At 44.9% G+C, this 26,465-nt stretch carries 27 protein-coding genes; 13 read left to right on the top strand and 14 right to left on the bottom strand.

The window, feature by feature from the left end:
• Positions 1-37: 37 nt before the first annotated feature.
• Entirely contained in the window at positions 38-496 is a 459-nt protein-coding gene (locus ACFQ1X_RS12870) for a hypothetical protein (RefSeq protein ID WP_144840716.1), read from the bottom strand.
• Positions 497-515: 19 nt separating this feature from the next.
• Positions 516-1,073: a methyltransferase family protein gene (locus tag ACFQ1X_RS12875; RefSeq protein ID WP_144840717.1), complete on the bottom strand. Its 558-nt coding sequence runs from the start codon at positions 1,071-1,073 to the stop codon at positions 516-518.
• A gap of 209 nt (positions 1,074-1,282) precedes the next feature.
• On the opposite strand from ACFQ1X_RS12875, the gene ACFQ1X_RS12880 reads away from it, so the two are divergent.
• Entirely contained in the window at positions 1,283-3,106 is a 1,824-nt protein-coding gene (locus ACFQ1X_RS12880) for an LTA synthase family protein (RefSeq protein ID WP_144840718.1), read from the top strand.
• A gap of 140 nt (positions 3,107-3,246) precedes the next feature.
• On the opposite strand, the gene ACFQ1X_RS12885 is transcribed toward ACFQ1X_RS12880, so the two are convergent.
• The gene (locus ACFQ1X_RS12885) at positions 3,247-4,146 is read right to left on the bottom strand and encodes a 3-hydroxyacyl-CoA dehydrogenase (RefSeq protein WP_144840719.1); all 900 of its coding nucleotides are present in this window, start codon (positions 4,144-4,146) and stop codon (positions 3,247-3,249) included.
• Between the two features lie 324 nt (positions 4,147-4,470).
• Here ACFQ1X_RS12885 and ACFQ1X_RS12890 point away from each other — a divergent pair, with 324 nt between their 5' ends.
• Both ACFQ1X_RS12890 and ACFQ1X_RS12895 read left to right on the top strand, forming a co-directional pair.
• The gene (locus ACFQ1X_RS12890; RefSeq protein WP_144840720.1) at positions 4,471-5,370 is read left to right on the top strand and encodes an oxidoreductase; all 900 of its coding nucleotides are present in this window, start codon (positions 4,471-4,473) and stop codon (positions 5,368-5,370) included.
• 243 nt (positions 5,371-5,613) lie between these two features.
• Positions 5,614-7,092: a protein adenylyltransferase SelO gene (locus ACFQ1X_RS12895; protein ID WP_144840721.1), complete on the top strand. Its 1,479-nt coding sequence runs from the start codon at positions 5,614-5,616 to the stop codon at positions 7,090-7,092.
• A gap of 73 nt (positions 7,093-7,165) precedes the next feature.
• On the opposite strand, the gene ACFQ1X_RS12900 is transcribed toward ACFQ1X_RS12895, so the two are convergent.
• Entirely contained in the window at positions 7,166-7,585 is a 420-nt protein-coding gene (locus tag ACFQ1X_RS12900) for a hypothetical protein (RefSeq protein ID WP_144840722.1), read from the bottom strand.
• A 222-nt stretch (positions 7,586-7,807) separates the two neighbouring features.
• Between ACFQ1X_RS12900 and ACFQ1X_RS12905 the strand changes: the two genes are divergently transcribed.
• From ACFQ1X_RS12905 to ACFQ1X_RS12915, 3 genes are all read left to right on the top strand, one after another.
• Complete coding sequence (locus tag ACFQ1X_RS12905) at positions 7,808-8,695, top strand: fructose bisphosphate aldolase (RefSeq protein ID WP_144840723.1); 888 nt, start codon at positions 7,808-7,810, stop codon at positions 8,693-8,695.
• Positions 8,696-8,862: 167 nt separating this feature from the next.
• Positions 8,863-9,327, top strand: a complete 465-nt coding sequence (locus ACFQ1X_RS12910; protein ID WP_144840724.1) for a BsuPI-related putative proteinase inhibitor — start codon at positions 8,863-8,865, stop codon at positions 9,325-9,327.
• A gap of 159 nt (positions 9,328-9,486) precedes the next feature.
• Positions 9,487-10,392, top strand: a complete 906-nt coding sequence (locus ACFQ1X_RS12915; RefSeq protein ID WP_144840725.1) for a DMT family transporter — start codon at positions 9,487-9,489, stop codon at positions 10,390-10,392.
• A gap of 147 nt (positions 10,393-10,539) precedes the next feature.
• Here ACFQ1X_RS12915 and ACFQ1X_RS12920 read toward each other — a convergent pair whose 3' ends face one another.
• The 4 genes from ACFQ1X_RS12920 to ACFQ1X_RS12935 form a co-directional block, all read right to left on the bottom strand.
• The gene (locus ACFQ1X_RS12920; RefSeq protein ID WP_144840726.1) at positions 10,540-10,953 is read right to left on the bottom strand and encodes an RDD family protein; all 414 of its coding nucleotides are present in this window, start codon (positions 10,951-10,953) and stop codon (positions 10,540-10,542) included.
• Positions 10,950-12,086, bottom strand: a complete 1,137-nt coding sequence (locus ACFQ1X_RS12925) for a GGDEF domain-containing protein (RefSeq protein WP_144840727.1) — start codon at positions 12,084-12,086, stop codon at positions 10,950-10,952. Before ACFQ1X_RS12925 ends, ACFQ1X_RS12920 begins: the two co-directional genes overlap by 4 nt.
• Positions 12,087-12,359: 273 nt before the next feature.
• A complete protein-coding gene (locus tag ACFQ1X_RS12930; RefSeq protein ID WP_144840728.1) occupies positions 12,360-12,977 on the bottom strand; it encodes a type 1 glutamine amidotransferase family protein in 618 nt (205 codons plus the stop codon).
• A gap of 158 nt (positions 12,978-13,135) precedes the next feature.
• The gene (locus ACFQ1X_RS12935) at positions 13,136-13,813 is read right to left on the bottom strand and encodes a protein kinase family protein (protein ID WP_144840729.1); all 678 of its coding nucleotides are present in this window, start codon (positions 13,811-13,813) and stop codon (positions 13,136-13,138) included.
• Between the two features lie 110 nt (positions 13,814-13,923).
• On the opposite strand from ACFQ1X_RS12935, the gene ACFQ1X_RS12940 reads away from it, so the two are divergent.
• Positions 13,924-14,124, top strand: a complete 201-nt coding sequence (locus tag ACFQ1X_RS12940; RefSeq protein ID WP_144840730.1) for a hypothetical protein — start codon at positions 13,924-13,926, stop codon at positions 14,122-14,124.
• A gap of 10 nt (positions 14,125-14,134) precedes the next feature.
• Here the strand turns inward: ACFQ1X_RS12940 and ACFQ1X_RS12945 are convergent, their stop codons facing one another.
• From ACFQ1X_RS12945 to ACFQ1X_RS12960, 4 genes are all read right to left on the bottom strand, one after another.
• A complete protein-coding gene (locus ACFQ1X_RS12945) occupies positions 14,135-16,117 on the bottom strand; it encodes an FtsX-like permease family protein (RefSeq protein WP_144840731.1) in 1,983 nt (660 codons plus the stop codon).
• Positions 16,110-16,877 (bottom strand): ABC transporter ATP-binding protein, encoded by a 768-nt coding sequence (locus tag ACFQ1X_RS12950; RefSeq protein ID WP_144840732.1) that lies wholly within the window; start codon positions 16,875-16,877, stop codon positions 16,110-16,112. The genes ACFQ1X_RS12945 and ACFQ1X_RS12950 overlap by 8 nt, the downstream gene beginning before the upstream one ends.
• A 118-nt stretch (positions 16,878-16,995) precedes the next feature.
• Positions 16,996-18,012: a sensor histidine kinase gene (locus ACFQ1X_RS12955; protein ID WP_379082869.1), complete on the bottom strand. Its 1,017-nt coding sequence runs from the start codon at positions 18,010-18,012 to the stop codon at positions 16,996-16,998.
• The gene (locus ACFQ1X_RS12960; RefSeq protein WP_144840733.1) at positions 18,005-18,694 is read right to left on the bottom strand and encodes a response regulator transcription factor; all 690 of its coding nucleotides are present in this window, start codon (positions 18,692-18,694) and stop codon (positions 18,005-18,007) included. Before ACFQ1X_RS12960 ends, ACFQ1X_RS12955 begins: the two co-directional genes overlap by 8 nt.
• A 295-nt stretch (positions 18,695-18,989) precedes the next feature.
• On the opposite strand from ACFQ1X_RS12960, the gene ACFQ1X_RS12965 reads away from it, so the two are divergent.
• The 6 genes from ACFQ1X_RS12965 (at position 18,990) to ACFQ1X_RS12990 (ending at position 23,616) form a co-directional block, all read left to right on the top strand.
• Positions 18,990-19,199, top strand: coding sequence for a TM2 domain-containing protein (locus ACFQ1X_RS12965; protein ID WP_144840734.1), 210 nt, complete (start codon positions 18,990-18,992; stop codon positions 19,197-19,199).
• 240 nt (positions 19,200-19,439) lie between these two features.
• Positions 19,440-19,952: an SRPBCC family protein gene (locus ACFQ1X_RS12970; protein ID WP_144840735.1), complete on the top strand. Its 513-nt coding sequence runs from the start codon at positions 19,440-19,442 to the stop codon at positions 19,950-19,952.
• 2 nt (positions 19,953-19,954) lie between these two features.
• A complete protein-coding gene (locus ACFQ1X_RS12975) occupies positions 19,955-20,392 on the top strand; it encodes a VOC family protein (protein WP_144840736.1) in 438 nt (145 codons plus the stop codon).
• A gap of 184 nt (positions 20,393-20,576) precedes the next feature.
• Positions 20,577-21,077, top strand: a complete 501-nt coding sequence (mug, locus tag ACFQ1X_RS12980; protein ID WP_379082924.1) for a G/U mismatch-specific DNA glycosylase — start codon at positions 20,577-20,579, stop codon at positions 21,075-21,077.
• 116 nt (positions 21,078-21,193) lie between these two features.
• Complete coding sequence (locus ACFQ1X_RS12985) at positions 21,194-21,676, top strand: DUF2975 domain-containing protein (protein WP_144840738.1); 483 nt, start codon at positions 21,194-21,196, stop codon at positions 21,674-21,676.
• A 395-nt stretch (positions 21,677-22,071) separates the two neighbouring features.
• Positions 22,072-23,616: a gluzincin family metallopeptidase gene (locus ACFQ1X_RS12990; RefSeq protein WP_144840739.1), complete on the top strand. Its 1,545-nt coding sequence runs from the start codon at positions 22,072-22,074 to the stop codon at positions 23,614-23,616.
• 352 nt (positions 23,617-23,968) lie between these two features.
• Here ACFQ1X_RS12990 and ACFQ1X_RS12995 read toward each other — a convergent pair whose 3' ends face one another.
• Complete coding sequence (locus ACFQ1X_RS12995; RefSeq protein ID WP_144840740.1) at positions 23,969-24,922, bottom strand: Abi family protein; 954 nt, start codon at positions 24,920-24,922, stop codon at positions 23,969-23,971.
• A 325-nt stretch (positions 24,923-25,247) separates the two neighbouring features.
• Positions 25,248-26,387 (bottom strand): NADH-dependent flavin oxidoreductase, encoded by a 1,140-nt coding sequence (locus tag ACFQ1X_RS13000; protein ID WP_144840741.1) that lies wholly within the window; start codon positions 26,385-26,387, stop codon positions 25,248-25,250.
• Between the last annotated feature and the right edge of the window lie 78 nt (positions 26,388-26,465).

Below are 26,465 nucleotides of genomic sequence, written 5' to 3' on the forward strand. Positions count from 1 at the left end.
ACTCGGGGTGGTGTTTGTTCGTTCAGTCATTTGTGCCTCAATCCCAGAAATTGAAAATAATTTGTCCCACCGTATCCGGTTTCCAGTACTTTATCTGTTCAATTTCGCCTTTATTCAAATTACTTTCTGGCAAGTCGTTTGGATCCTCTGGAACAGGTGCCTCCAGAATCTCTGCAGACAGTACTGTAAATTCTTCCGGGACCACATCGGTTCCTGTAGAATAATCAATAAATTTAATTTTTAAATCCTCTACTGCAGTAGCAAAGGCAACAATCGGATAATGTTTATTCATGACCAGGCAAATATTCATGTCCGGCAACCTGAAATCAGCTTTAAAGAAATTTGCAGGGTAAAGCGTATCTGAAAACTCCAGCAGATCTCCTTCAAGATTTCTTGCGATTCCGTAACACAGTTCTTTGTACTTACCAACGTCTATTTCCGGCGGCTTTTGTTCATCAGATTTGTAAAAACCGCTTACCCCAGCAGGAAGTTTCACACAGACCACTCACTTTCCATTAATAGATGAATGGTATGAGCCTCGAACGACGCTTCATCCATTCCCGGTATTCTTCGCCAAATTCCTCTGTCAACATAGCTTCTTCTCCATCCATTCTTTTCGTTAATGCCCATCCTACCAAAACGCCACCGAAAATTGCGGCAACGATGCTTTGGAAAAAAAGGGCCATACCGATGGCAATGAATAATAATCCTGTATACAGCGGATGGCGCAGTTTCCGGTAAGGTCCCGTGCTGACGATTCCATCTCCCTGCTGCACAGTCACATGCCTGGTGAACTGAGCCTTTAAATGAAGAATTCCCCAATATCGGAGAAATACACCTGCCGCAAACAACAAAATCCCCATCATTTTCAGCCAAGGCATTGCTGTTTCAAAAAGACGCATTTCACCAATAATTGCGGCAGCGGTTATGGTACCCGCCAGAGCACCAAAAATCAACAGGAAAGAACGTTTTTCCACCTTATCTTCCTGAGTTGTTCCGCGGTTACGGAACAGGATAAATTCAAAAATCCATAAGATGGCTATTGCTGTAAAAATCCAATCCAATGCTGTCATCCATAACCTCTGCCTTTCCTGTTTATCCACTTAATTTTACAGATAATTTTGACACAAGACAATTTTCAAGCACGTGTGCTCGGGTTTCTCCTCCGTTTTGTGTCCATAATATGAAGTCCAGGCCTGCATGTTTTCGGCAAAGCAAAAAGAGGTATTAAGATATAAATAAGCAGTATTAAGCCCCTGGCTCCATTGGAGGTGCACCACGAATGATATTTCTCGATTATGCCGTTTATTTGGCTATTTCCATGAGTAAGCTGATCCTTTTCAGCGTTTATACTGATACCGATTTTTCGTTCAGTCTTTTCATCTTGAATCTCGCTTCCGTATTGGTGCTCTCAAGCTGGACTTTATTGCTGAAAGCCCGAACCAGACGCTGGATTCTTTTGTCCCTATTGTTTCTCCACAGCACATTGATCGTTTCAGATATCTGGTATTATCGTTATTTCGAAGATCTCCTTAGTATCATACTGATAGCTGATGTTCCTCAGATGAGCAGCGTCGGCGGAGGCTTTCTGACACTCGTTGCATGGAAAGACCTTGTTTTTTTTGCAGACCTTCTATTTTTCTCTTCCGCATTCCTATATTTCAGGAATAAAACCGGAACCCCTCCACGCAGCAGCAGAACAAAATTTGCAGGGACGCTTCTGGGCATCGGCCTAATAATTTTCACTGCTCCGCTTGCCTGGAGTTTCCTTCAGAAGGAAGAATGGCTTGTGGACAATCCGATATCCAATATGAGGGAATATTATGAATTGGGGTTCTGGGGATATCATGGCGCTGACTTGTTAAGGGGGGCATCCAGTCTGGTCAGCCACAATGAACTTTCTTCAAATCAAGTGGATTTGCTGACTGAAACGATACCTGAAATTAAAGCGGCTTCGATACCGGAAGATTTGCCGAATGTCATCGTTGTGCAATTGGAATCCTTCCAATCTTCGGTAATTGATCAGACAATCAATGGCCAGGAATTGACGCCAAACCTGAATAAATTGAAGGATGAAACAATGTACTTCCCTAACTTTTACCATCAAACGCATGAAGGAAGAACTTCTGATGCAGAGTTTGTTACACTGACTTCCCTTCAACCGGTTAAATCCGGGTCGGTTTACACACAATATGAAGAACATGATTTCGACGGTTTGCCTGCCCATTTGCAGGACTATGGCTATGATACTGCAGCGATGCACGCTTTCGAGCGAAGCTTTTGGAACCGTGACAAAATATATCAGAATATCGGCTTTGACAGATTCTACAGCAAAGAGGATTTTTCGGAAAACAAAAAGATCGGATTGGCTTTAAATGATAAAGATTTCCTTTCCCAATCACTTTCTTATACCTCAGAATTGAACAGGCCATTTTTCGCCTTCATGGTTGCCTTGACCAGCCACACCCCTTATGAATTTCCTGAAGAGCATAAGAAATTGGATCTCAGCGGATATGAAGACGATCTGGTCAAAGGTTATTATCACACCATTCACTACGTCGATGAAGCGGTCGGCCAGATGAAAAATGAAATGGAGGAAAATGGTTTGTGGGAGGATTCACTCGTCATTTTCTACGGAGACCATGACAGTGGACTGTCAAAAAGAGGGACTGAATTGGCGAAAGATGCTGGTGCAGACAATATAGTCGCACTCTTTGAATTGGACCATGGCGTTCCACTCTTCATAAAGCCACCAGGTACAAAAGCCGGAGAAATCAACGAAAATGTCGGTGGCCAGATTGATATCGCTTCGACAATTCTGGATATTCTGGACATTGAACCGCCATTTATGCTTGGCGATTCGCTGCTCGATGAGCACGATAATATGAGTGTCTTTCGTGATGGATCGTTTCGATTTGATGATTTTTATTACAAGCCTGATCTTACTGAACCGATAGGCAGTGGAACTTGCTATTCCACTCAGACCTACATGAAAGTCGCTTTCGAAAACTGCGAGGAAAAAATTGACGAAGCTTCGGAACAACTGCGTGTTTCAGATTTAATCATCCATGAAAATGCACTGGAAAAGATCCGGCATGAACAGTGAAGAACTTAAGCGACAGGGTGACGTGAGCCCTTACTATGCGACACCGTTTTAAGCTGAACTGTGTTGCGGAATCTTTTTCAATAAGAAAAGGCAGCGAAGATTTACACTTCGCTGCCTTTTTATCGTGCCGGAATTTTTAATCAGTTTTTCAGGAAATCAGAATCGGCGAAAGCCGGGTTCGGGTATTTATAGAAGCCTTCACCGGATTCACGTCCAATTTTCCCTTTGTCAATATAGTCGTTCTGCAGCATTTCAGCAAGCTTCACGAAATCCTCTCTGCCTGTCGCAGCAGCTTTCGCCTTGACGATGTTATGCGCTGTTCGAATGCCGACGACATCCAGAATCGCGAATGGGCCAAGCGGAGCTCCCGTGGCAATCATCCATGTCTTGTCGACGGTCTGTACATCCGCCACTTCTTTCACAAGCAATAATTCTGCAGCTTCAAGGAATGGCACGAGCAAGGAATTCAGGATATATCCAGGCTGTTCTTTATATAATGGCAGCGCCACCATCCCGATCGCTTTTGCAAAATCGATGACTTCATCGAAAATTCCCATATCCGTCCCCGGATGCTTCATGACCTCGGCTGTATTGTTGACCCAGATAGTATTGGCAAAGTGCAATGCCAGGAATTTTTCCGGACGACCCGTAGCTTCTGCAAACTGGCTAGGCAACAAAGTAGAAGAATTGGTCACGAAAACCGTTTTCGCGGGTGCTGCTTCAGCCAGTTTCTGATAGAACTCCGTCTTGATGGCAACCACTTCGGGAATTGCTTCAATGACGAGATCTGCCTTCGACGCGGCTTCTGCCAGATCCGTATGGAACGACAACCGTTCATAGGCCGCATCCACATCAGCGTCTGTAGCTTTCAAGTCATTCTTATAATTTTCCTTCAGTTTCATCATACGTTCTTTCGATTGACCGATAGCCTCCTCGTTAATATCATAAACGGCGACTTCAAATCCTTTATATGCCGTTTGAAAAGCAATTTGGCTCCCGAGAACTCCGCTCCCGGCGACTGTAATATTTTTATAATCCATAAATGGCAAATCTCCCTTTTCGTTTTATATAATTGTTTTCCCTTTTTAAACTTTGCAAAACATCTCCATAAACTGGAGTTTAAAACGTGAATATTCTTTAAAACACATTATACTCGATTGTTGCTGTAAATTCCTTTCCAGCCGATCGTCATTTTATAAAATTCCTTTTTTTCCATAAAAAAATATTTTACCTTGCCTAAATGGCTGCCTGAAACTACCCTGACGCCTACCAATTGCATTCCCTTTCAAATCCATTAGAATTGATTTGTATACACGTGGATTAGCCTTGTTGATAAATGGAGCTCTGGAAAGGACGTTATACATATGAAACAAGATTTAGCCGGTAACACTGCAATCATCACAGGCGCCAATAGCGGCATCGGATTGGAAGCCGCCAAAGTGCTGGCCGGCAAAGGGATGCTGGTCATTTTGGCTGTGCGCAATACTTCCAAAGGCACCATCGCCCGCAAAGAAATACTCACAATTCATCCAGAGGCAAACATTGAAATCCGTCTGCTCGATGTTGCAGATTTGGCCAGTGTCCGATCATTTGCCTCGGGGGTTCTGCGTGACTTTGGCTCGCTGGATTTACTGGTCAATAATGCCGGTGTCATGATGCCGCCATTTTCCAAAACGACAGACGGATTTGAAATGCAGTTCGGCAGCAATCACCTCGGCCATTTTGCGCTGACTGCTTTGCTTTTGCCGCTGCTCAATAGAACGCCGGACTCACGTGTCGTGACGATCGGCAGCCTTGCGCATAGCCGGGGAGCAATCGATTTTGATAACCTGGACGGCTCCAAAGGCTACAAGGCGAAAAAATTCTACAATCAAAGCAAGCTTGCCAATATGCTTTTCGCACTCGAACTCGACCGCCGACTGAAACGGCATGGCTACCAGACGATCAGCGTTGCCTGCCACCCGGGCGTATCAGCCACGAACATCTTCAAGCTCGGCAACAGGGACGCCCCCCTGCTGCTCCGCAAGCTTGCCAATAGATATTATCTGCAGCCACCAGCCATCGGAGCGTTGGCCACTGTTTACGCCGCACTTGATCCAAAATTGCAAGGCGGTGAATACATCGGCCCCGATGGCCCTGGCCGACGGAAAGGCTACCCGGTTCTTGAGACGCCGAATTCCTCGGCACTTGATGAAGAAGTGGCGAAACGGTTATGGCAGGTATCGGAGGAATTGACTGGCATAAAATTTAATTTTGGAGGATGAGTGGAGTTTGTTGCGATTCAATTTCAACAGTATTTTATTTTCCAAGATTTTCTTTTAATTTATTTTTAGTTGCGCGAAATCGTGGATTAGTTGCGAAGTTTTACTATTTAGTTGCGGTTATCGCACAATTAGTTGCGGTTCCGATGAGTTTAGTTGCGGTCGCCACATTCTGATTGCACTCTCCTCCAATCGGGTACTGAATGAATAGAGAGTCTTAACTATTTTTAAAGAAGAGGTGATCTTATGAAAAACACAAGCAATATTCCGGCAATCGGCTGGAATTTCGATAACAGCTACTTAAAGCTGCCGGAAAAATTCTACACACGCACAATCCCGGAGCCGTCTCGTGCGCCGGAGCTCGTAATCCTTAACGAAGATTTGGCCGAAACGCTTGGACTTGACGTGACGCTATTAAAATCTGAAATTGGCGTCAATATCCTGTCCGGCACGGAAATTCCGGAAGGCGCAGAACCTCTTGCCCAGGCATATGCCGGCCATCAATTCGGGAATTTCACAATGCTCGGAGATGGCCGTGCTGTCTTGCTCGGTGAACAAGTCGCTCCCGGCGGACAGCGCTTTGACATCCAGTTGAAGGGTTCAGGAAAGACAGCTTATTCCAGAGGAGGCGACGGCCGCGCAACAGTCGGGCCGATGCTGCGGGAATATATCATCAGTGAAGCGATGCACGGACTTGGAATTCCGACAAGTCGAAGCCTTGCTGTTGCGTTGACAGGCATTCCGGTTGTCCGCGAAACTTTCCTTCCCGGTGCGGTATTGACTCGAATTGCCTCGAGCCATCTGCGTTTCGGCACATTCCAGTATGCCGCCCAGTGGGGAACATTCGAGGAACTCAAAGCACTTGCGGATTATGCAATCGACCACCATTATCCGAACGCGAAGAATCAGGAGAATCCGTACCTGGCTTTATTAAGAAATGTGATCGCCCGACATGCACAACTCGTTTCGAAATGGCAGCTCACCGGTTTTATCCACGGCGTCATGAACACCGACAATATGACCATCAGCGGGGAGACGATTGATTATGGCCCGTGCGCCTTTCTTGATACGTATGAGCCGGGCCGCGTCTTCAGCTCGATTGACCAGTACGGCCGCTATTCGTTCAGCAATCAGCCGAAAATCACCGGCTGGAATCTCGCCAGATTTGCAGAGACGCTGTTGCCGCTGATTGATAAAGAACAGGAAAAAGCGGTTGAACTCGCACAGGAAGTGCTGGGTGATTTCGGCAATCAATTCCAGGAGGTCTGGACGGCCGGCATGAAAGCAAAACTTGGTTTATTCGGACATGAAGCAGGAGACGAAGAACTGATTGATGATTTACTGAAATTGATGCACGACCATCATGCGGATTATACGAATACGTTCCGCGCACTGACAATGGATAAAATGGAGGATTCACCGCTCAACGGCAAAGAAGGATTCGGGGAATGGCTTACGGCCTGGAGATCGCGACAGGCTGAGCAGACAGAAGACGAAGAAACTGCCCGGCAACTGATGCGCAGCAGCAACCCGGCTATCATCCCCCGCAATCATCTGGTCGAGAAGGCTTTGGAAGCGGCAGTAAGCAGACAGGATTACAGCCTGACAGAAAAATTGGTGAAGGCAGTGAAGAATCCCTATGCCTATGAGGATGCACAACTCGAATTTACTCAAGAACCTCCGGAAGACGAAGAGCGTACGTTTAAAACTTATTGCGGCACCTGATAGCCGAACAGAGAAAAGCCATCGAAGGCGAATCTTCGATGGCTTTCGTTTTGTGCCTGGAATTCCCCGCCCATTAATCTGTCATTTCCCGAAAGTGCAGTTCCTCGTCACCAGACAGCTCAAACTGATAGCTCTCGCCCGGTACGAGTTCCATCGGTTCCGTTTGCCCCGCCGATTCTTCGACGCCGTTGATCATAGCCACCGCTTCAATGGTGACAGGCTCGTCAAAATCAATGTCCTGTTGAAGGATGTCGAATTCAACAGCATCTTCCATTACAATCAGCGATTCATCTGCATTCATGGCGGTCGGGGATGCCTGGACCTTTTCATTCTGATACAGTTTCAATTCGATTGACGTGATTTGGCGGGCTGAATTATTTATCACCTGGATAAAAGTTTCGGACGCCTCTGGTTGTTCCGGTTCAGATTCACCACAAGCCGCCCCTACTAACGCAATCAGAAATATGAGTAAATACAGGTGAATTTTTCGCATGACTGCCTCCTGTGTCCTTTATTGAAAAAACGGAATTCTTTTTCGTGACATTGCTTCCATTCATATACTATACCCTCCTTTCATCATGGCCATACCTGCAGCTTCAGAACGCCTGAGGTCTATCTCATTTTTGATGAAAGTCTGAATTATTGATACAATACAGAATGTAGAGTGTTACGTTTCACTTTTGTTTCTCTCAAACTAATCAAAGGAGCTGGGAAAATGAATCAAGAACAATTTGAACTCGTGAAAAATGGAAAAGGGTTTATTGCAGCGCTCGACCAGAGTGGCGGCAGCACGCCAAAAGCCTTGGCACAATACGGTGTCTCGGAAGATTCTTATTCGAACGAAGATGAAATGTATGATCTGATCCATGAAATGCGCACACGTGTCATGACAGCACCCGCCTTCAATTCCGAGTCGATTCTCGGCGCCATCCTGTTTGAACAGACGATGGACCGGAAAGTCGAAGGGCAATACACTCCGGATTATCTTTGGGAACAAAAAGGCGTCGTGCCATTCCTGAAAGTCGACAAAGGCCTGGCCGATGAAGAAGATGGCGTTCAACTGATGAGGCCGAACCCCGGTTTGGATGAGCTGCTGAAACGCGCAAACGAACGCAACGTTTTTGGCACAAAAATGCGTTCAGTAGTTAATAAAGCCAATGCTGACGGCATTAAAAAAGTAGTCGAACAGCAATTTGAAGTCGCCGATCAAATTTTGGCGGCTGGCCTTGTACCGATCATCGAACCGGAAGTCAATATCCACAGTGAGGATAAAGCTGAATCCGAAGAGATCCTCAAAAAGGAACTTCTGGATCATCTGAATAAATTGAGCGACGACAAAAATGTCATGCTCAAGCTGTCGATTCCAACAGTAGATAATTTTTATAAAGAATTAATTGAACATCCGCGCGTCGTCCGGGTTGTAGCCCTTTCCGGCGGTTATTCCCGCGATGAAGCCAATTTGAAACTGACTGCCAATGAAGGCCTGATCGCCAGCTTCTCGAGAGGCTTGTCCGAAGGCTTGAGCGCCAGCCAGTCGGATGAGGAATTCAATAAGATGATACAGGAATCCGTGAAAACGATTTATCTTGCGTCAATTACTTGAGGATGAAAAAGAGCCTTCCAATGGGGGCTCTTTTTCTTTATACAATTTGTCATCGTGACGAGAAACAATAATCTTTATTATTGGCCCTCCTGTAACTTTTCTGCCGGTCATTCCGTCAAATAGGAAAGAACAGTAAAAAGACTTTATCAGACTGGGGAGGAATCACTATGAAAGCAAACAAAATTTTGAACACATTCTTCGTACTGGCTTTGGCAATGTTTTTGGCAGCATGCGGAACTACGGATTCAGTGAATCCTGATATGGGCAACGGCTCGTCCGATGGAGTCGTAGAAGATGAGGTGACAGCAGTGCTCGAACAAATGGATGATGACTTGTATCGGTACACAGTCAACAATCAGACAGAAGAATCGGTGACTTTCAATTTCACCAGCGGCCAGCGCTTCGATTACACGATTTCCAATGCAGACGGTGAAGAGGTTTATCGCTTGTCCTCAGTAAGCAGTTATATTCAGGCGCTCGGGGAGGAAACACTGGAGCCCGGTGACAAGCTTGAATATGAATTTGAAATCCCGCCATTGGATTTGGAATCCGGCGTCTATACGATCACCGCCTGGTTGACCCCTGAGGAAGGCCCGAAATACGAAGTCGAAATTGAACATACTATAGAATAAAACACGAAACAGCCTTCCAAAGGCTGTTTTTTCTTTTCTTCAATTTCTCCTGGCTGCTGACATTATTTCACTAAAAGAATATAATAGAAGCTGTCTGTTTGTTTCTGCAGATGGAGCAGCTGTTCTGCAAGTGATTGAATGGCTGATGGAGGAGAATTCATGAACGCAAAAGCATTTTCTTTAGCATTATTTTCAGTAGTGATCTGGGGCTCATCTTTCGCGGCAATCCGTGTAGGCCTGCAGGGCGGCTATGATACGGGGCAAAATGTCCTTGTCCGCTTTCTGATCGCATCATTACTATTTATCATTATTGCCCTTTGGCCAGGGGTGAAATTCCAATTGCCGCATAAAGGAGATATCCTGCGCCTGCTGGTGCTTGGATGGATCGGTATCAGTGTTTACCATATATTCGTGACTTTCGGAATGGAAACCATTTCAGCCGGAACTGCCGGCATGCTTGTCGGATCCGGTCCAATCTTCACGGCGTTAATCGCAGCGGTGGTTTTAAAAGAACGCTTGACCCGAATCGGCTGGTTGGGGATGGCTATCGGCTTTATCGGCATCCTGTTTATCGCATACGGTTCGAACGATGGAGCACTGACTTTGACGAATGGGGCACTGCTTGTATTGATTGCCGCATTCGCTTCCGCTGCTTTCTTTGTTTTCCAGAAACCGTTGCTGAAAAAATACTCGGCGATTGAGTTGACCGCTTACTTCACATGGGCAGGCACCTTACCCTTCCTGATCTTTTCACCTGGTCTGGTGACCACCTTGCAGAATGCAACAATGGAAGCGCATCTCGCGACTCTGTACGTCGGCATTTTTCCCGCCGCCATCGCGTATGTGACCTGGGCAACCGCACTGTCACTCGCGAATGCCAGCTCGGTGTCCAGCCTGATTTATCTGGAACCGGCAGTGGCCATTGTAGTTTCCTGGATGTGGCTTCATGAATTGCCGACCGGACTTTCGCTGATCGGCGGTGTCATTGCGATTGCCGGCGTCATGCTAGTCAATGCGCTTGGCAGGAAACAGCGCGTATTGTCCGGCAAGATTGTAGAGGTTTGAATATATCGAATCATCAACTGCGCACTCATTTTCAATGAAATTCTGCTGAACGCACGCAAGTTCGATATAGGATGGAATAAAACAGGCTATCCAGGGATCGACAAACTAAAAAGGAAGCGATTTCGCACAGCGAATCGCTTCCTTTTATCATTTTGGCTTCATAGTTTCTTTTATATATTCCTTAACCACCGTATCTGCATACAAATCGTGCGGTAATTTGGTTCCTTCGTAGAAATCATATTTTTCCCGGTCTTTCAAATACGCCAGCGTGCTGACCGAGTCACGGTGCATAAGCCGTTTCAAGATCTGGTCGGAGCTCAGTGCGCTGCCGTCGGTTGTGTCGATGACGATGCCCGCCACTTTATGTCCGATTGTCTGTCCGCTCATACGCAGCTGCGCATATTCCAGCCCCCAAAATATAAGAGTTGGCGCTAACGCGTCATAAGCCACTTTGTTTTTCAGTTTGTTTCGTACAAGCGGTTCCAGTGCAACGGAGACGCCAATAGAAATGGCTGTGTCAATCACCATTGCTTTCAGGCGTTTCTTCATTAACTTATTCATGATCGGCCTCCTTCAATTAATACCTTTTCATTGGATTCTACCATGATTCCCGGAAAAACGGTTGTCCGGTTGCGTCCCTGCCGTTTTGACTCATACAATGACTGATCGGCTTCTTCAATCATTTCTTCAAGCCCTGTTTCACCAGCTGCATAACTGACTCCGACGGATACTGTCAGAACGCCTTCCGGCTGTTGCTCTTCGCCTTCGAAATGAAAATCCTGGATGTTCTTCCGGATTCGATCCGCCATTTCCGCCGCTTCTTCCGGGTTCAGAGGCGCAACGAAACAACAGATAAATTCCTCACCGCCATAGCGAGCCACAAAATCCTCTTTTTGAATGGAATCCAGTAAAATCTGCGCAACAGAACGCAATACGGCATCACCTTTCTGATGGCCATGTGTATCATTATAAACTTTAAAATAATCGACATCGAGCATGATGATTGCCATCGCCTGCTCCTTATCAACCAGTTTGCCAACACTGTTTTTAAAAAATCTGATATTCGGCAAATGCGTCATCGGATCCCGGTTCGAATAAAACTCCAATTCTTTTCGAAGCAGCCGGCTGCGATTTTCACTGTTAAGGATTAATGCCATTGAGAATACCGCCACTGCTGCAAAAAGGAACAAGGCAACAACAATCAGCAAACTGACCGGCGTCGAAAAAAGCATCCACAACGATTTAACCGCTTCATAAATGACAAATGCAACCATCATTTTCCTGATATTCATTATGCTCGAAAAATGGTCTTTGCGCTTCTGGTCATGGAATAAACACCCGACGATTATTGGAAGAAGTATGGATTGAAGTATCCCGACAACCATCGTCGGACCACCAAGATAAGCACGGAATCCAATCGGCATTATCGCGGACAGCACTCCGTATTGCCAACCACCCACATAAGAAATGAAAAATATCGGGACTTCCCGCAAATCCACCCGCATTCCTTCATACATGAAAGGGTTATACATAATTGAAAGTGTCAAAAAACCGAAAAAAGATGAAATGATGATGCGTTGTTTCAGCGGATTTGTCCAATCCACCGCAACCGCTTCCTTTGTTTTGATAGCCAAATACATCAAAGCTATAATTAATGCCATATTTTCCAAAAAGAAAAAAAGTAAATCCCCCATAGTACAACTCCTAATTATTAGTTCTTGAACAGTTTACCAGTACTGATGGAAATAATACATCGGAATTTTCCTTTTAGATGTGATTTTAAACCTGCTGAAACTACATATTATGTAATTTATTTTCTTACAGAAATTATCTTTGTGCACCTGTTCTTGCTGAAATCAAACTGATTGTGGTGGATGGGGAATAATAAATTCAGGACTGGCAGCTGCCTAGTAAAATTGAAAAGGTCACCGGAATTTGATTCCGGTGACCTTTTCAATAAATGGATTTCAATTCTCGCTTTTGCCCTTCACAAATTCATGGTAACCAAGCTTGAAAAACCTGTACCATTCTTCGATTTCTTCATCAGGTGCAGCGTTTAACGCGTACAAAACTTCCTTGCCGAATTCCAGATACGCCGAACCATTCGCCGTGATCAATTTGCCTTCTCTCACTGCCTGCTGCTCCAGATAGGATTTTTCCCCTGTGTAATTGCCCGCTGCCACTTCTTTTAATTCGTGAAGATGATTGCTTGTATGCGGTGCGTTGTCCAGCATTCCGTTCATCCCCAAAAATACTGTCGCGTCACAGATGGCTCCAATTACAACATCTTTCTCCCTGGCTTTCTCCACCAATTCCATCACTTTTCGGCTTTCGTTTTTTCTCCAGGAATTACCGCCGATTAAGACCAGTCCGGCAAAATCGCCGGGAGCCGTGTCCACTGAATAATCCGGCAATACGGTAAAACCGCCGATTGAAGTCACCGGCTCCCCGTCCACCGAGACAGTTTTAACGCTGAATTTCTTTTCTCCCTGCTCCGGATCTTCGTTCAGTGCAGCTGCGATTGCTGCCGCTTCCCAGTCAGCATATTGATCCAGCACTACAAATAATACTTCCTGCAATTCCATTCTATTTCCTCCATTCATTTTAAACACAATAGATAAACAAACTATTCTTGTTTTGTCCTCTTCATTCCTGCAAATGCATGAAACAAATCGGAAATGCAGAGTGAAAGTTTTATGCAGAACTTTTTTGAGCTGTCATTGATTTGTGCTGGCCACGTTTTTTATTTCCTGTAATTTATCTGATTGGAGACAATTCGCATGAATTCATCAAATGACGACGAATAACGATTCCAGTGATGGTACCATTTCCTGATTGTATCGAGTACCCAGAAAGGCACCGGCTTACCGTCGATGACAGGATAATACTCCTCGTAAGTTTTTTTCAAATGTTCCCACCGGAAATCATTGCCGGGTTTAATATATTCCGAGACATCCAATAACTTGGCCCGCCCATTTTGCAATAAAATATTCTTCAAGTGGATATCGCGCGGATTTAAACCTTTTTGCCGAATATACTCTCTTGCGTCTTCGACATCCCGGATAGCCTGTTTCGGAACAGGGATTCCCTGTAACAGGCAGTCGAACAAAGTCGGGCCTTCTTCATATTTCAAAACGAGAAGGCGGTCCACCAATCCATAACAATATGAAAAATACGGAGAGGCGCCGATGCGGCCATACACTTCTGCTTCCGCAATAAGTTTGTCCCGCTTGCCCTCTGCATAAATTTTAAAAGCATATTCAGGAATTTTCAAAGACTGGAACACAGCTGCATCTGTTCCAACACCTATGCAGCGGAATCCTTCAGCAGTCCCTTCAATTCTTACGGGAGCGTTATCAGAACTGGCTGTTACTGTAATTTTCGCAAGCGCTTTCGCCGCTTCTTGCCATATTTGATCCATATGATTTCTCCTTATATCTGTTAAGTATTTAATCACTGAAAAATTGTACAGATGCTGTTAATCTCATTTTCTTACTTTTTTTATCTAAGTCAATAAGCAAGAGTCCTATCATGACGGAATTGAATGCGAAAATGTTCCCTGGCTTGAGAATAATAACGGTGGCATCAGCTGTCCGATTCCAATTATGGAACTGTTCTGATACAGAAGAGACCATAGAACAGAAAAGCTTTACTTTAAAAGCAAAAAAAGCCAACCAAAGAAAAAGCAATGCTTCTCTTTTGGTTGGCTTTCATTATTATATGCCCCATTGATGGATCCATCTTATTTTACAATACCGTAATAGACACGTGAGGTTACACGGTAAATCATCCAGTAAATCGCTGCAAACGTAATCACCACTGCGATGAAGGTCATCAGCCAGGTCATATCATTCGTTACGCCGAAGATCATCAATAATTTGCGGACAATCGGATAAGCGAAGCTGACATGAATTGTGGCAATTACAATCGGCAGAAGGAACATCCAGACAAGCTGAGATCGTGTCGAATCTTTGATCATCTCTTCATCCAGGCCGACTTTCTGCATGATCTGGAATTTGCCGCGGTCGTCAAAGCCTTCAGAAACTTGCTTGAAATACGTGATCAGCAAGGTTCCGATTGTGAACAGCAATCCGAGGAATATCCCCAGGAAAAGGAAACCGCCGTTGATGCTGTACCATTCTTCCCGCTGGTTTTCCCGGGATTGGTATAGGCTGAAACTGCCTGAATCCCCGTTATATTCACTGTTCAAACGGTTCACTAACGATTCTTTCTGGTCTGCTTCCCCTTCAGCGTCCCAGCCGATTTCGGCATCGATTGTGATATAATCCGACTCAGGAAATTCTTCCATGAAATCATCGCGGATGTCGAGCAGATGCGAAACATCCGGCACTACCATAGCGATAGATTCAGATAAGGCCATGTCTGCACTGAACTCATTTTCGATTTCAGTCAATTTGTAGCTTTTGTTTCCAACCGCCAATTCACCTTTTGTGTACGTATTTGTCGAATGATAGAATAACGCTTCATCGTCTTCCAATGTATAATTTTCCCCGGTCATCCCATTAAAATCTTCAAGCGGAATAGCCATCATTAAAACAGGAAAATCAGCGCCAACCGAACTCTGTTCAAAGACGAAGCGGCCATCTGCAAGATTACCGAACAAGCTTTCAGAACGGTAGCTTTCCATTTCCGCAACGTCCAGTCCGCTCTCTTCAGTTAAGGCAATAACCTCATCCTGCACTTCAAAAAATCGGGTATTCATTTCTTCAATATTATCCATGTCCCCGAACAGGTTCACATTATGCTCATAAGGAAATTGGTTTTCCAGGGTTTCTTCTGATCCCAGATAAATCGTGACCGTCGTGGATACCGCAATGATGACCATCGAAGCCAGGATGCAGATATTCGCCAGCCCGACCGCGTTCTGTTTCATCCGGTAGAGCATGCCCGAAATGGAAATAAAAGCACCGGGACGGTAGTAAATGCGCTTATTATTCTTCAATGCTTTCAAGATGAATATCGATCCTGAAATAAAGAGCAAATAGGTCCCGATAATCACCAGCAGTACAGCCAGGAAGAACTGTTCAATGGCAGCGAGCGGATCGGGAATCGTCAGTGAAATCCAATAGCCCCAGCCCAGAAAAAACAGTGCCAGAATGAAAAGTATAAGTGAACCTTTCGGCTCTTTTTCCCCTTCCTGTTTGCCTTTCAATAATTTGATCGGATTGGCAAACGTAAACTGGCTGACATTATAGAGGTATGTTATTCCAAAGATCAGCACAAACAGAGCTGCCGTTGCCCCCGAACTCAGAAGAGACGTCGAATATGCAATGTCATTCGGCATCCGCAGCATGAAATTCAGCAGCATAAATACAAGACGGCCAAATAAAAGGCCTGCCAGCAAGCCGGCAACGATACTTAACAGGCTGGAGAAAAGAGTTTCAAAAAACAAGATTTTTGCAACATGCTTTTTCTCCAGGCCGAGAATTCCGTAAAGCCCGATTTCCTTTTTCCGTCTTTTGATCAGAAAACTGTTCGTATAAAGAACGAAGATTACCGAGAAGAGGCCAATGACGACGACGCCTATCATGAACAGGTATGGCAGCGTAGCCGAGCGCTCCTGCACGAATTTATTGGTCATGAGCGAAACCATCAGGAAAAACATGGTGATAATCGATGTCGACGACAACAGGTAAGGAATGTACAATTGCTTGTTCGACTTAATGTTGCGCAGTGCCATTGATGAGAAAAAGCGGTTATTCATCCCCCTCACCCCGGCTTGACAGGACTTTCAGCGAATCTGAAATGCGTTCCATGAATTCATCCGCCGATCTTTCACCCCGGTAGATCTCGTGGTAAACCGCTCCGTCCCGTATGAACAAAACTCTTTTGGAAAAGCTTGCGGCTCTCGTACTGTGCGTCACCATTAAAATCGTCTGGTCCGTTTCGTTGATGCCGCGCAGGATTTCCATCAGGTTTTGGGAAGCTTTTGAGTCCAGTGCACCCGTCGGCTCATCCGCCAGAATAATTTTCGGCTGCGTAATCAAAGCCCGTGCCACTGCCACTCGCTGCTTCTGTCCACCCGAAATTTCATATGGGAATTTATCGATGTGGGCTTCGATTCCGAGCTTGCGTACAATCGGCATCAACCGGTTCTCCATTTCCTTTATCGGCGTTTTCGATAGAACAAGCGGCAGCAGGATATTGTCTTTGATTGTGAAATTATCGAGCAAGTTAAAATCCTGGAAGACGAACCCGAGCGTGTTGCGGCGAAATGCTGAAATCTCTTTGTTTTTGATTTTTGAAAGCGGGGTGCCATCCAGGTAGACTTCGCCGGATGTGGCATCGTCCAATGTCGAGATGATATTCAGGAGCGTCGTTTTCCCGGATCCCGACTCGCCCATGATCGACACGAATTCCCCTTCTTCCACGGAGAAATTCACCGCCGCAAGCGCTTCGGTCTGCTGATTCGAAAAACGCGCCGTATATATTTTCTTTAAATTTTTGATTTCCAATAAGGTCATTGCTAACCCCTCCTTGCAATTAATGATACGGCCTTGCGCAAATTACTGCCTGTACCTATCCTTACAAACAGAAAGGCAATCTTACGGTTTCGTAAGATTGCTTCTTTTTTCGTCTATTTCAGTCAAACACAGACAAATGCTCCCTCTCGAGATCAATTTTCACACGGGTTCCTTTTCCGAGCTCCGATTCAATCGAGAGTTTATGGCCAAGGCGCTTGCCGATTTTTCTGCTGAGGAACAGGCCGAGGCCGGTGGATTTTTCGTTCAGCCGGCCGTTAAGCCCGGAATAACCTTTATTGAAAATCTTCGGCAAATCCTCGGAACGAATTCCTGCGCCGGTATCTTCTATGATTAAAGTCTGTTCTTTTTCAGAGTCCATATAAATGGAAATCGTGCCGGCAGAGGTATATTTCAGGCTGTTTGACAAGATTTGTTCGAGTAGCGTCTGCAGCCATTGCCCGTCCGACAGGACTTTCACGTCAAGTGTTTCGTAATCGAGTTTAATCCCTTTGTAAATAAAGAGAATCGAATATTTCTTTACGGCTTTCTTGATGATGCCATCGAGATCGACTTCAGACAAGTCCATATCAGAACTGATTTCTTCGAGCTTCACATAGTTCAACACCATATGGGTGTAGTCTTCCAGGCGCAATATTTCCTGGGAAATCTTTTTGGATTCAGGTGAAGCACTGCTTTGGTTCAATAAACTGATTGCCGAAATCGGTGTTTTGATCTGATGCAGCCAAAGTGTAAAATAATCGATCTGGTCAGCCTGCCGTTCGGCGTGCTCACTTTCCATATTTCTTATGTCCTGCTGCAGCTGTACGATTTTTTCCAAATAGACTCGGTCTGCCGGATCAGTTCCATGCGCGACATCTTCAATTCTGGTCGATTGGCCAGCGCCAACTTGCTGAATTGCCTTATACCGGCTGCTGTAACGGATAAATTGGATGATCAGATAAATTACGAAAAAGAACAGCGTCAATTGAATGCTGTATAGATAGAGGGTGATAGGCAAATTGCCGAGTATGAAAATGCTCGCGAAAACGAGCGCCATGCCGATAAATAAGTACAGCTGCTGACGCACTGAAACGAGGAACAATTTGAAGATTTGTGTTTTAGTTGTCTCAGCCATTTGCAGATTCCTTATTTAAGGCGTAGCCAATCCCTTTTTTCGTCAGGATGAAATCCGGCAACCCGACACCCGTCAGCTTTTTGCGGAGCCTCGCCATATTGACGGCTAAAGTATTGTCATCGATGAATGATTCATCTTCCCACAGCTTGATCATCATGTCTTCCCGCATGACGTATTCGCCTTTTTGAATAAACAATTGCTCCAGGATTTTCAATTCCGTACGGGTAAGATCCACTTCCTGCTCTGCATAATACAGCTTAGATTCGCCCGGCTTTAAGACCGTACGGTTAAAGTTCTGGTAATTATCGGATTCGTTGAAGTCATAGGTCCGTCTCAGCAACGCCTGAATTTTTGCAACCGCAACCGTCAAATCGAACGGCTTGGGGATAAAATCATCTGCGCCCATTTGGATGCCCATGACAATATCCATGTTTTCACTGCGCGAAGAGATGAAGATAATCGGCACCTGTGAAACTTTGCGGATCTCCTGACACCAATAATAACCGTTAAAAGCTGGCAGTGAAATATCCAGCAGCACCAGCTGCGGTTCTAATTCTGTGAAGGTTTCCATCACGCGATTGAAATCCTCCACCACCGCTGCTTCCAGATTCCACTTCTTCAGTTCTGACTGCAGCACTTCTGCAATCGTCAAATCATCTTCCACTATTAAAACCTTAACCATATTGCCACCCCGTTTATATGTATCTGTCCAGTACTTCCGTCTCTTATGCTTCAGTCTATCGGAAATTGGTGATTCAAACCAGTTGGATTCTATTTGACGCCTATAGACTCCAAATAGAAATAAGGCGCCCCAATTCATTACCTGTGAAAAATCATCTTCAAAGCCTGATTCTTCTTTTAAAAACGGAATTCACTTTCAGCCCCCTGAGTAAAAATCGGTTCGGATTATTTTTTAATTACAGCTTAGAATTCGCCAATTCGGGAAAACAATCCTATAAGCAGAAAGGATGATCGAAATGAAAAGTAAACTGGCGGCAGCTTTGCTGGCTATCTTTCTCGGAGACTTTGGCGCCCATAAATTTTATTTGGGCAAACCTGGCCTTGGCCTGATTTATCTGCTGTTTTTCTGGACAGGCATTCCAGCCGTGATCGGAATTATCGAAGGAATATTGTATCTGCTGTCTTCAGAAGAAGATTTCCAGAGAAAACATGGCAAGAGATATTAAGATAAAATCTGTATGAGCATGCGTCCAGTGTCTGTACGCATGCTTTTTTTGTAAAAAAATTATGCCATAGCATCTGAATTGAATCTCCATATATATTAAAGACCGTCCTAAATTTTATTGTCAGAATTGTTGTTTAATTATATTCATAATATCGCTATACTGTAGATGACAAACCGGTCAATCTGAAGAGAGGAGCCTGCTGAAACGATCGGTCATTTGAGCAAGAAGGAGGTCTATCTAATGTCGACAAAGGATGACCGGACCAGAATTGAGGGACGGGAACTGATTATGGAACGCAGTTTTGATGCACCAAAAAAACTGGTTTATGAAGCGCATGTCAGCCCTGATCACATAGCACGCTGGTGGGGACCGACCGGATGGTACACTCATAGTTACGAAATGGAAGTTGAACCGGGAGGCATCTGGCATTATTGCATGCGCTCTTCGGAAGACGGACAGGAATCCTGGGGGAAAGCCGTTTATCAAGATGTCACGCCTTATGAACAACTGATTTATGAAGACGCGTTTGCTGATCAATTTGGCAATGAATTGACCGATATGCCAAAAATGCTGGTGCACCTTAAATTTTCGGAAGACGAAAACCGGTCGACCATTACCTCACGGACCCGGTTTGAGTCTGAAGCACAATTGCAGCGTCTTCTGGATATGCAGGCAGTTGAAGGAATGTCCGAAACTTATGACAGACTCGCCGAATACCTGAGCGACCAACAAAAATTGGAGAAAGAAGGTTAATCATGATTACGAAAATCTTTCCCTATTTGAATTTCGATGGACAAGGCCAGGAAGCCTCCCATTTTTACTCGGATGTGTTGGGCGCGGAATTGGTCGGACTTGTGACTTACGGCGAAGCGAATGCAGAAGACATGGAAGGAATTCCTGATGAAGCGAAAGATATGGTGATGAATTCCCAAATTCTTTTAAAAAACGGAGACTATCTGATGATTTCCGATGTTCCTCCTGGTATGGGAATGTCTTTCCAGCAAGGGAATAATGTCAGCATCACAATCACATTTGATGATCAGGAAGAAGCGAAAACGATTTTTGGCAAGCTGGCTGAAGGCGGAAAAGTTTCCATGGAACTTCAGGAAACTTTTTGGAGTCCGTTATATGGCAGTGTTTCCGACCGCTTTGGCATTGAGTGGCAAATTTCAGTGGACTCGGAAAACGAATAGTAAATAATCGATCCCGTCTTCCTGAATTTTCCCGGCAGACGGGATTCCTCTTAGTTGATGAAGCCGTTTTAAATTTAATTTGCAATAGATTATTTTCATTCTTGTCGTCACCGTCTGTTCCCTCTTCCCATAATCGGATAAGATAATAACATAGAAACTGCACAGAAAGGCTGAACAATTTATGTTGGAACCAATTCCTGACCATTTGGAGAAAAATCTTAAAATCCTGTTTATCGGCTTCAATCCGAGTATCCGCTCCTCTGAAACCGGTTATCATTACGCCAACCCGAATAACCGCTTCTGGAAAATCCTCCATGAAGCCGGATTGACTCCAAGGAAATTCCGTCCTGAAGAAAATAACCGGCTGCTTGAGCTCGGCTTCGGATTGACGAATATTGTTGTCCGCCCGACAAAAGAAGCGGCGGAAATCACAAAGGATGAATATAGACTCGGCGCAGAGAAACTGAAGAAAAAAATTAGGAGATATCAGCCGCAAGCGGTATGCTTCGTCGGTAAAGGCGTTTATCAGCAATACAGCAATAAGCGTGCAGTGCCATGGGGCGAGCAGCCTGAGCCGGTTATTTCAGGAATCGTTGAATTTGTCGCCCCTTCATCGAGTGGACTCGTTCGGATGAAGATGGATGAAATTGTAGAAATCTACCGTGGCTTGCAAAAATATCTTTAATATCAGCTGACATAAATATCGATATTTAAATATTAATTATAGATAATTATTTATTGATGTTCAATAAATAATGGTGTATTATCTCATTAACAATATATTCTAATGAGGTGCTTGCAATGAAACGAAGTTCAACCATTGTTTTAAAAACCGCCATCTTTTTTATTGGTTTGCCGGTACTGGCAGGCTGCCTTTACGGTTTGTCCAGATTCGATTCCAATTCCCCGTATTGGGCACTTCCTGAGCTTGAGAAATTGCAGTATCCATTGCTCATCGGCATGTATATCGGAATGATCCCATTCTTCATCGCACTCTACCAATCGTTGAAGCTATTGAGCTATGTGGACCGCAATGAGGCGTTTTCGGCCCTGTCCGTGAAAGCGATAAAGAACATCAAATTTTGTGCCGTTGCCATCGTTATCGTCTATATTCTCGAGATGCCGTTCCTGTATCTTCTGACATTGGCGGATGACGCGCCCGGCATCATAATCGGAATGTTCGTCATTTTCGTGTCGCTCGTGGTGGCAGTTTTTGCAGCTGTTCTCCAGAAATTATTGCAGGAAGCCATACGAATAAAATCCGACAACGATTTAATCGTTTGACTTGGGTGATCACCGTTGCTGGTGATCTTTTTTTGTTGAATCTTCTGGTTCCAGTCGGCATATTACAAAATATTCCGCAACAAAAAGGCCTCAGCGTCAGCGAAGGCCTTTTTGTTTTATAACTTAAAAATTCATCTTCCAATTCCTTGCGCTGTGACTTGTAGCCTTTCATATAATTGATGCGGCGCTGAATACATATAAAAAAGATATAATCCAAGACCATAAAATGTTAATATATAGAAAACTTTAAGACATTTTATCCAAAAGAATAATATGATGCCACACTATATAAGATAAAGTCAGAGTAAATCCCCGTTAAATCCTTCGGGCAATCTCCTTTTTGTCAGTGGGCATACTTTTCTTCAAAACAGTTGAAATGGAAAGTGGATGACGCCATGAAAGTTCTATTGAAGATTTTAGTTTTAGCGGCTTTATTTTTCGGACTCACCATTGGAAGCTTTTGGCTCATATTCAGCCAGGACATTATACTGGGGATTTTGATTTCCTTGCTTCTGCTCGTGACATGTGTCGGCATACTGGCTTTCAGCCTTTATGGGATTCAAGTCGGCCAGCTTGCTCGCATCGGGCTTAAGACGCGTATGCAAGTCGCCACGCTGCTTATCTTGACTGTTTATCTCAGTTCAGCGCTCGGCCTGTTCGCTGTCGTCAATACTTTCCTTGAATTCAGAAACCTTTCGGAGATCTACACAGTTGGCGAGAAGACCGAAATGCTTATACCCCCCCTTTGGAATAGTGGAACGAAGCCAGATGTTGCCGGAAGCACCGAGAAAAATGGAGTTATTTATTCGTACACTGATTCCACAAAAGATGAGATTGATAAAATCGATGCATTTTTGGAAGCAGAAAAGGGCCGGATCGACGAATTCTTTGGCAATGAAGAAGCCGGTGACCTTACAATCGTATTTCATGACAATTTTGATACCTTGTCAGACGCGTCCGGCTACGAAGAGGCGATGGGTTATTATGAATACCGGAGCCAGGAGATCCACCTTGTTCCGGACGATTACTCCTGGAACCTCATCCTGCTGCACGAATATAGCCATCACCAGAGCCATTTGTATGCACAGGAAAACAGACTATCCGCAAATCGGCTGCCGCTTTGGTTTGAAGAAGGTGTTGCAGATTATCTGGCTGGAGAAACCAGTGGCTGGTACGAGCTGGAGGGTGTTGAAATAATCGACTTTACATCGCTGAACCATGACTACTCGTTCCATAACTCGTATACACAGACGTTCGATCCTTATATCCAAAGCTTTTTGGCTGTGGAATCTCTGGCCGATAAATATGGTGAAGATCAATTGAAGAGATTTTTTTCTGCGGAGCTTCCTGCCGAATTTTATGGGCTTCTGGAAGAAACCACAGGCATGGAGCTTGCTGACTTCCAGGAAACCTTCCTTGACGACATGATCAAAGAAAGTAACGACAAGATTGCACAATTCGATGCCGCCTATGAAGCAATGGATATGGGTCTCTACACAGCAGCTGCCACCATCATTGATCAGCTGAAGCCAAGCGCTTCTAAGGAGGATCTCCGCCATCTTTCCTGGATGCAGACGAATCTTTTCCTCATGCAGGAGCAATTCGAAGAAGCCATTCTGTTCATGGAGAACCGGCTTGAAACCGGTGATCCCGCATATCGCATTGACGACCTGACCAATCTCGCTGAATTATATTTGCTGGTCGATTCTGAGAAATCATTGGAGTTAATACAGGAAGTTGAAATCTTGTTGGATGAAAATCTTAGTATGGATTTTGCTTATTATGACTTGGAAGTATATCTTGAAGCGTACGAACTGGTTAATTCGGATTCACCCCTTGAGGGCTATACGATTCTGCTTGATGAAAACTTACTGTATAATGAGCCGATTATCGAAAGAGTCAAAGAGAAAATAGAGAGCGGCTTTTCGGAAGCCCGTTGAGGAAGGTTTAAAGGCTTCGCGCATGGGCATGCGCGAAGCCTTTTTTAATTTTCTGCAGGCGAAATCGCTTGGCGATCATAAACTTCGTTTTACCGATCATAAAAATCAGTTTGCCGATCATAAAACTTTCAAATTCCAGTAAAGCTGGCCCATCCCCTTTTAATTTTCCTATACCCCTCTCCTTGCCCTCTCTCTTTTCATAAAAATCATTAGAAAGGTTGACGAAACCGAATAAAAAGGAGAATAAAAGGCAGAAAATGAAAAGTTTCCGCATCTGCGAAAGCTCCCTTAAAAAACTGGATTTTTGAGAATCATGGAAGAAAGGGAGTTGTATTTCCTCTGCATACCACTTCTAATTCTCCCTAAACCCGGTTTCCCGCATAACCACTCCATATGCACGGCCCGGCAGTGCAGCCTTCAATTCCTGCATCAGCCGCTCCAGCTCTGCCGCAAACACTTCATATTCTTCTTTCGCCAGCAACAGCCGCAACAAACTCACCATTGAGTAAACCTTTCCTTTGCCCAAACTTCCTGCCGGCAAACGAAGCATCGCATCAACCGCTTTAAGATTTTCCGGATGCGGCAACCGGTAACGATACAACACTTCTTCATGCGCCGATTTGTTGCGGTACGGAAAAGCAATGCGCAATATCGCATCCAGCTCTTGCGGTTCCAATTGCACCGGCTCATATTCTTCACTGAACTCCTCGGCAAAATCTTTGGCAATCCGGGCCCGCAAATCATCGTCAATTACAGAATAGAAATTGGTGATCTGGCCGAGCGACAGAAAATTGACTAGCACCCACAGCGGTACATTGCGGTGCTTATCGAAAAACTCACGGATTGCGGGATACTTAACGCGGTCCCGTTTCTTATGGCTCTTGATCAAATTATAAAGCGTCGAAATGATTCGATCGCGCTCATGATAACGCTCCGCATCGGTGCTGTAATTTCCTGGTTCCAAAAAGCTGTCCATACCGCGGAACTTCTCTGAGAAACGATAGGCCACTTTCGACTTGATATTTTTTTCGAACTTCAGCAATTCATTGAGCATCAGCATGCGCAGTTCACGGTCGAAACGGTACAGCGCGTAAATATGCCCGAACTCGGTACCCGCCTGATACTGTTCCAGCCCATACGGATTCAGCCGCTCATCACGCTCCAAAAACGGCTCTTTATATCCGTCGATCAGTGCATAATAATTCTCACGTGACAGAACCCGCCGCGCCGCTGCCTTGTCCGGCACGAGCAGCCCACGGTTTTGCAGTATCGTAATCTGTTCATCATGGGAAGCAAAAACTTTCATCGGTTTCACCCTCTGCAACTGTTTCTTTCTTTTACTGTAAGCGAATTACGGATTTTAATAAACCCCAATGCATCCGAAGTAATACTTGAAAACCTTAAGAAAAACCCGCAGACATCCAATTTGTCTGCGGGCATAGCCAGTCTTGCCGCTAACTAACGTTTAATCAGTTTCTTCCGGATACTGCGGATGACTTGGTTGGCATCTTCAATTTTCATCATCGATACCAACACAAAATGTAGGCAACTTGCAATAGGCACTTTAGGTGAATAAAAAACGCCCTGACCAGCTTTGGTCGGGGCGTTTTCGGTTTGAGTAAGTCTCAGCTTTAGACCTCAACCTCTTCTTCTTCTTTCGATTCCACCATCTTATATGCACCGATTCGTTCCCACATCAAAGATGGCATATCCATCTTGCCGACCATTTCCTTCGGTATCATTTCATTGATGTCGGCTTCTTTGCCCTGCTTCACTTTTTCGGTCCATTCCGGATCGATCAGCACCTGCCGGCCCATGACAACAATATCAGCGCCTTCTTCAAGTGCCGCAACTGCCTCTTCCGGTTTTTTCACGTTGCCGACAGCGACAAATGCTACTCGACCAGCTATCGCTTCCGATAAGATTTGAACGATGCTGCCTTCGGCTTTGTCTTCATGCGGCAGTTTTTGGAAATCCATCAATGATACGTGCAGGTAATGGATGCCGCCCGCGATTAATTTCTCAGTCAAAATTTTAGTTTCTTCAATTGTATAACCGATTTTGTCCTGTGCGTATTCTTCCGGTGATAACCGGTAGCCGACGATGAATTGCTCATCTGCAAATTCTGCAGCCACCCGTTTCACTTCAGCAAGCACCGCCACCGGGAATTTCAGGCGATTTTCAAGGCTGCCGCCCCATTCATCATCGCGGCGATTCGTGATTTCCGACACGAATTGCTGAATCAGATACGTATTGGCGCCGTGAATTTCCACGCCGTCAAAACCCGCTTCGATTGCACGACGTGTGGTTTCGCCGAAGTCACGGATAATGGCGGTGATTTCGTCCCTTGTCAATGCACGCGGTGTCGGTTTGCCTGCTGGACCTTCAACAGCGCTCGGTGCCACGGTTTCATTCGCTTTGATCAAATCCGGCTGGCACTGGCGTCCGCCGTGCTGAATTTGAAGAATGGCTTTATTGCCCTGTGATTTCATCTCTGTTGCCAATTGTTTCAGCTGTGGCATCACATCATCAGTGAAGCCGATAAATTGGTTCGGGAAAGCGATGCCGTTTTCGGAAACGGCGATACATGCTGAAATATACAGGCTGCCGATATTGGCACGGCGACGATAATAGACCAGTTCCTCGTCCGATACGGTTCCGTCCGGATTTCCTGAATACGTGGTCATCGGCGCCACGCCTAAACGGTCTTTCAGCACCACACCATTGGGCAAAGTGATTTCTTTGAATAAGGATTGATATTTCGGATTCATGTACTGTTCCTCTTTTCTGTTGGGGTTAATTATTTCAAAATAGCATACGCTTCATTCCACTACAAGAATTCGAACTCG

The sequence above is a fragment of the Metaplanococcus flavidus genome (assembly GCF_042675885.1).
GTDB lineage: Bacteria > Bacillota > Bacilli > Bacillales_A > Planococcaceae > Planococcus > Planococcus flavidus.

Coding starts and splice junctions, on each gene's coding strand:
- ACFQ1X_RS12875 (WP_144840717.1), bottom strand. CDS start 1,073: ATGACAGCATTGGATTGGATTTTTACAGCAATAGCCATCTTATGGATT.
- ACFQ1X_RS12880 (WP_144840718.1), top strand. CDS start 1,283: ATGATATTTCTCGATTATGCCGTTTATTTGGCTATTTCCATGAGTAAG.
- ACFQ1X_RS12885 (WP_144840719.1), bottom strand. CDS start 4,146: ATGGATTATAAAAATATTACAGTCGCCGGGAGCGGAGTTCTCGGGAGC.
- ACFQ1X_RS12890 (WP_144840720.1), top strand. CDS start 4,471: ATGAAACAAGATTTAGCCGGTAACACTGCAATCATCACAGGCGCCAAT.
- ACFQ1X_RS12895 (WP_144840721.1), top strand. CDS start 5,614: ATGAAAAACACAAGCAATATTCCGGCAATCGGCTGGAATTTCGATAAC.
- ACFQ1X_RS12900 (WP_144840722.1), bottom strand. CDS start 7,585: ATGCGAAAAATTCACCTGTATTTACTCATATTTCTGATTGCGTTAGTA.
- ACFQ1X_RS12905 (WP_144840723.1), top strand. CDS start 7,808: ATGAATCAAGAACAATTTGAACTCGTGAAAAATGGAAAAGGGTTTATT.
- ACFQ1X_RS12910 (WP_144840724.1), top strand. CDS start 8,863: ATGAAAGCAAACAAAATTTTGAACACATTCTTCGTACTGGCTTTGGCA.
- ACFQ1X_RS12915 (WP_144840725.1), top strand. CDS start 9,487: ATGAACGCAAAAGCATTTTCTTTAGCATTATTTTCAGTAGTGATCTGG.
- ACFQ1X_RS12920 (WP_144840726.1), bottom strand. CDS start 10,953: ATGAATAAGTTAATGAAGAAACGCCTGAAAGCAATGGTGATTGACACA.
- ACFQ1X_RS12925 (WP_144840727.1), bottom strand. CDS start 12,086: ATGGGGGATTTACTTTTTTTCTTTTTGGAAAATATGGCATTAATTATA.
- ACFQ1X_RS12930 (WP_144840728.1), bottom strand. CDS start 12,977: ATGGAATTGCAGGAAGTATTATTTGTAGTGCTGGATCAATATGCTGAC.
- ACFQ1X_RS12935 (WP_144840729.1), bottom strand. CDS start 13,813: ATGGATCAAATATGGCAAGAAGCGGCGAAAGCGCTTGCGAAAATTACA.
- ACFQ1X_RS12940 (WP_144840730.1), top strand. CDS start 13,924: ATGACGGAATTGAATGCGAAAATGTTCCCTGGCTTGAGAATAATAACG.
- ACFQ1X_RS12945 (WP_144840731.1), bottom strand. CDS start 16,117: ATGAATAACCGCTTTTTCTCATCAATGGCACTGCGCAACATTAAGTCG.
- ACFQ1X_RS12950 (WP_144840732.1), bottom strand. CDS start 16,877: ATGACCTTATTGGAAATCAAAAATTTAAAGAAAATATATACGGCGCGT.
- ACFQ1X_RS12955 (WP_379082869.1), bottom strand. CDS start 18,012: ATGGCTGAGACAACTAAAACACAAATCTTCAAATTGTTCCTCGTTTCA.
- ACFQ1X_RS12960 (WP_144840733.1), bottom strand. CDS start 18,694: ATGGTTAAGGTTTTAATAGTGGAAGATGATTTGACGATTGCAGAAGTG.
- ACFQ1X_RS12965 (WP_144840734.1), top strand. CDS start 18,990: ATGAAAAGTAAACTGGCGGCAGCTTTGCTGGCTATCTTTCTCGGAGAC.
- ACFQ1X_RS12970 (WP_144840735.1), top strand. CDS start 19,440: ATGTCGACAAAGGATGACCGGACCAGAATTGAGGGACGGGAACTGATT.
- ACFQ1X_RS12975 (WP_144840736.1), top strand. CDS start 19,955: ATGATTACGAAAATCTTTCCCTATTTGAATTTCGATGGACAAGGCCAG.
- ACFQ1X_RS12985 (WP_144840738.1), top strand. CDS start 21,194: ATGAAACGAAGTTCAACCATTGTTTTAAAAACCGCCATCTTTTTTATT.
- ACFQ1X_RS12990 (WP_144840739.1), top strand. CDS start 22,072: ATGAAAGTTCTATTGAAGATTTTAGTTTTAGCGGCTTTATTTTTCGGA.
- ACFQ1X_RS12995 (WP_144840740.1), bottom strand. CDS start 24,922: ATGAAAGTTTTTGCTTCCCATGATGAACAGATTACGATACTGCAAAAC.
- ACFQ1X_RS13000 (WP_144840741.1), bottom strand. CDS start 26,387: ATGAATCCGAAATATCAATCCTTATTCAAAGAAATCACTTTGCCCAAT.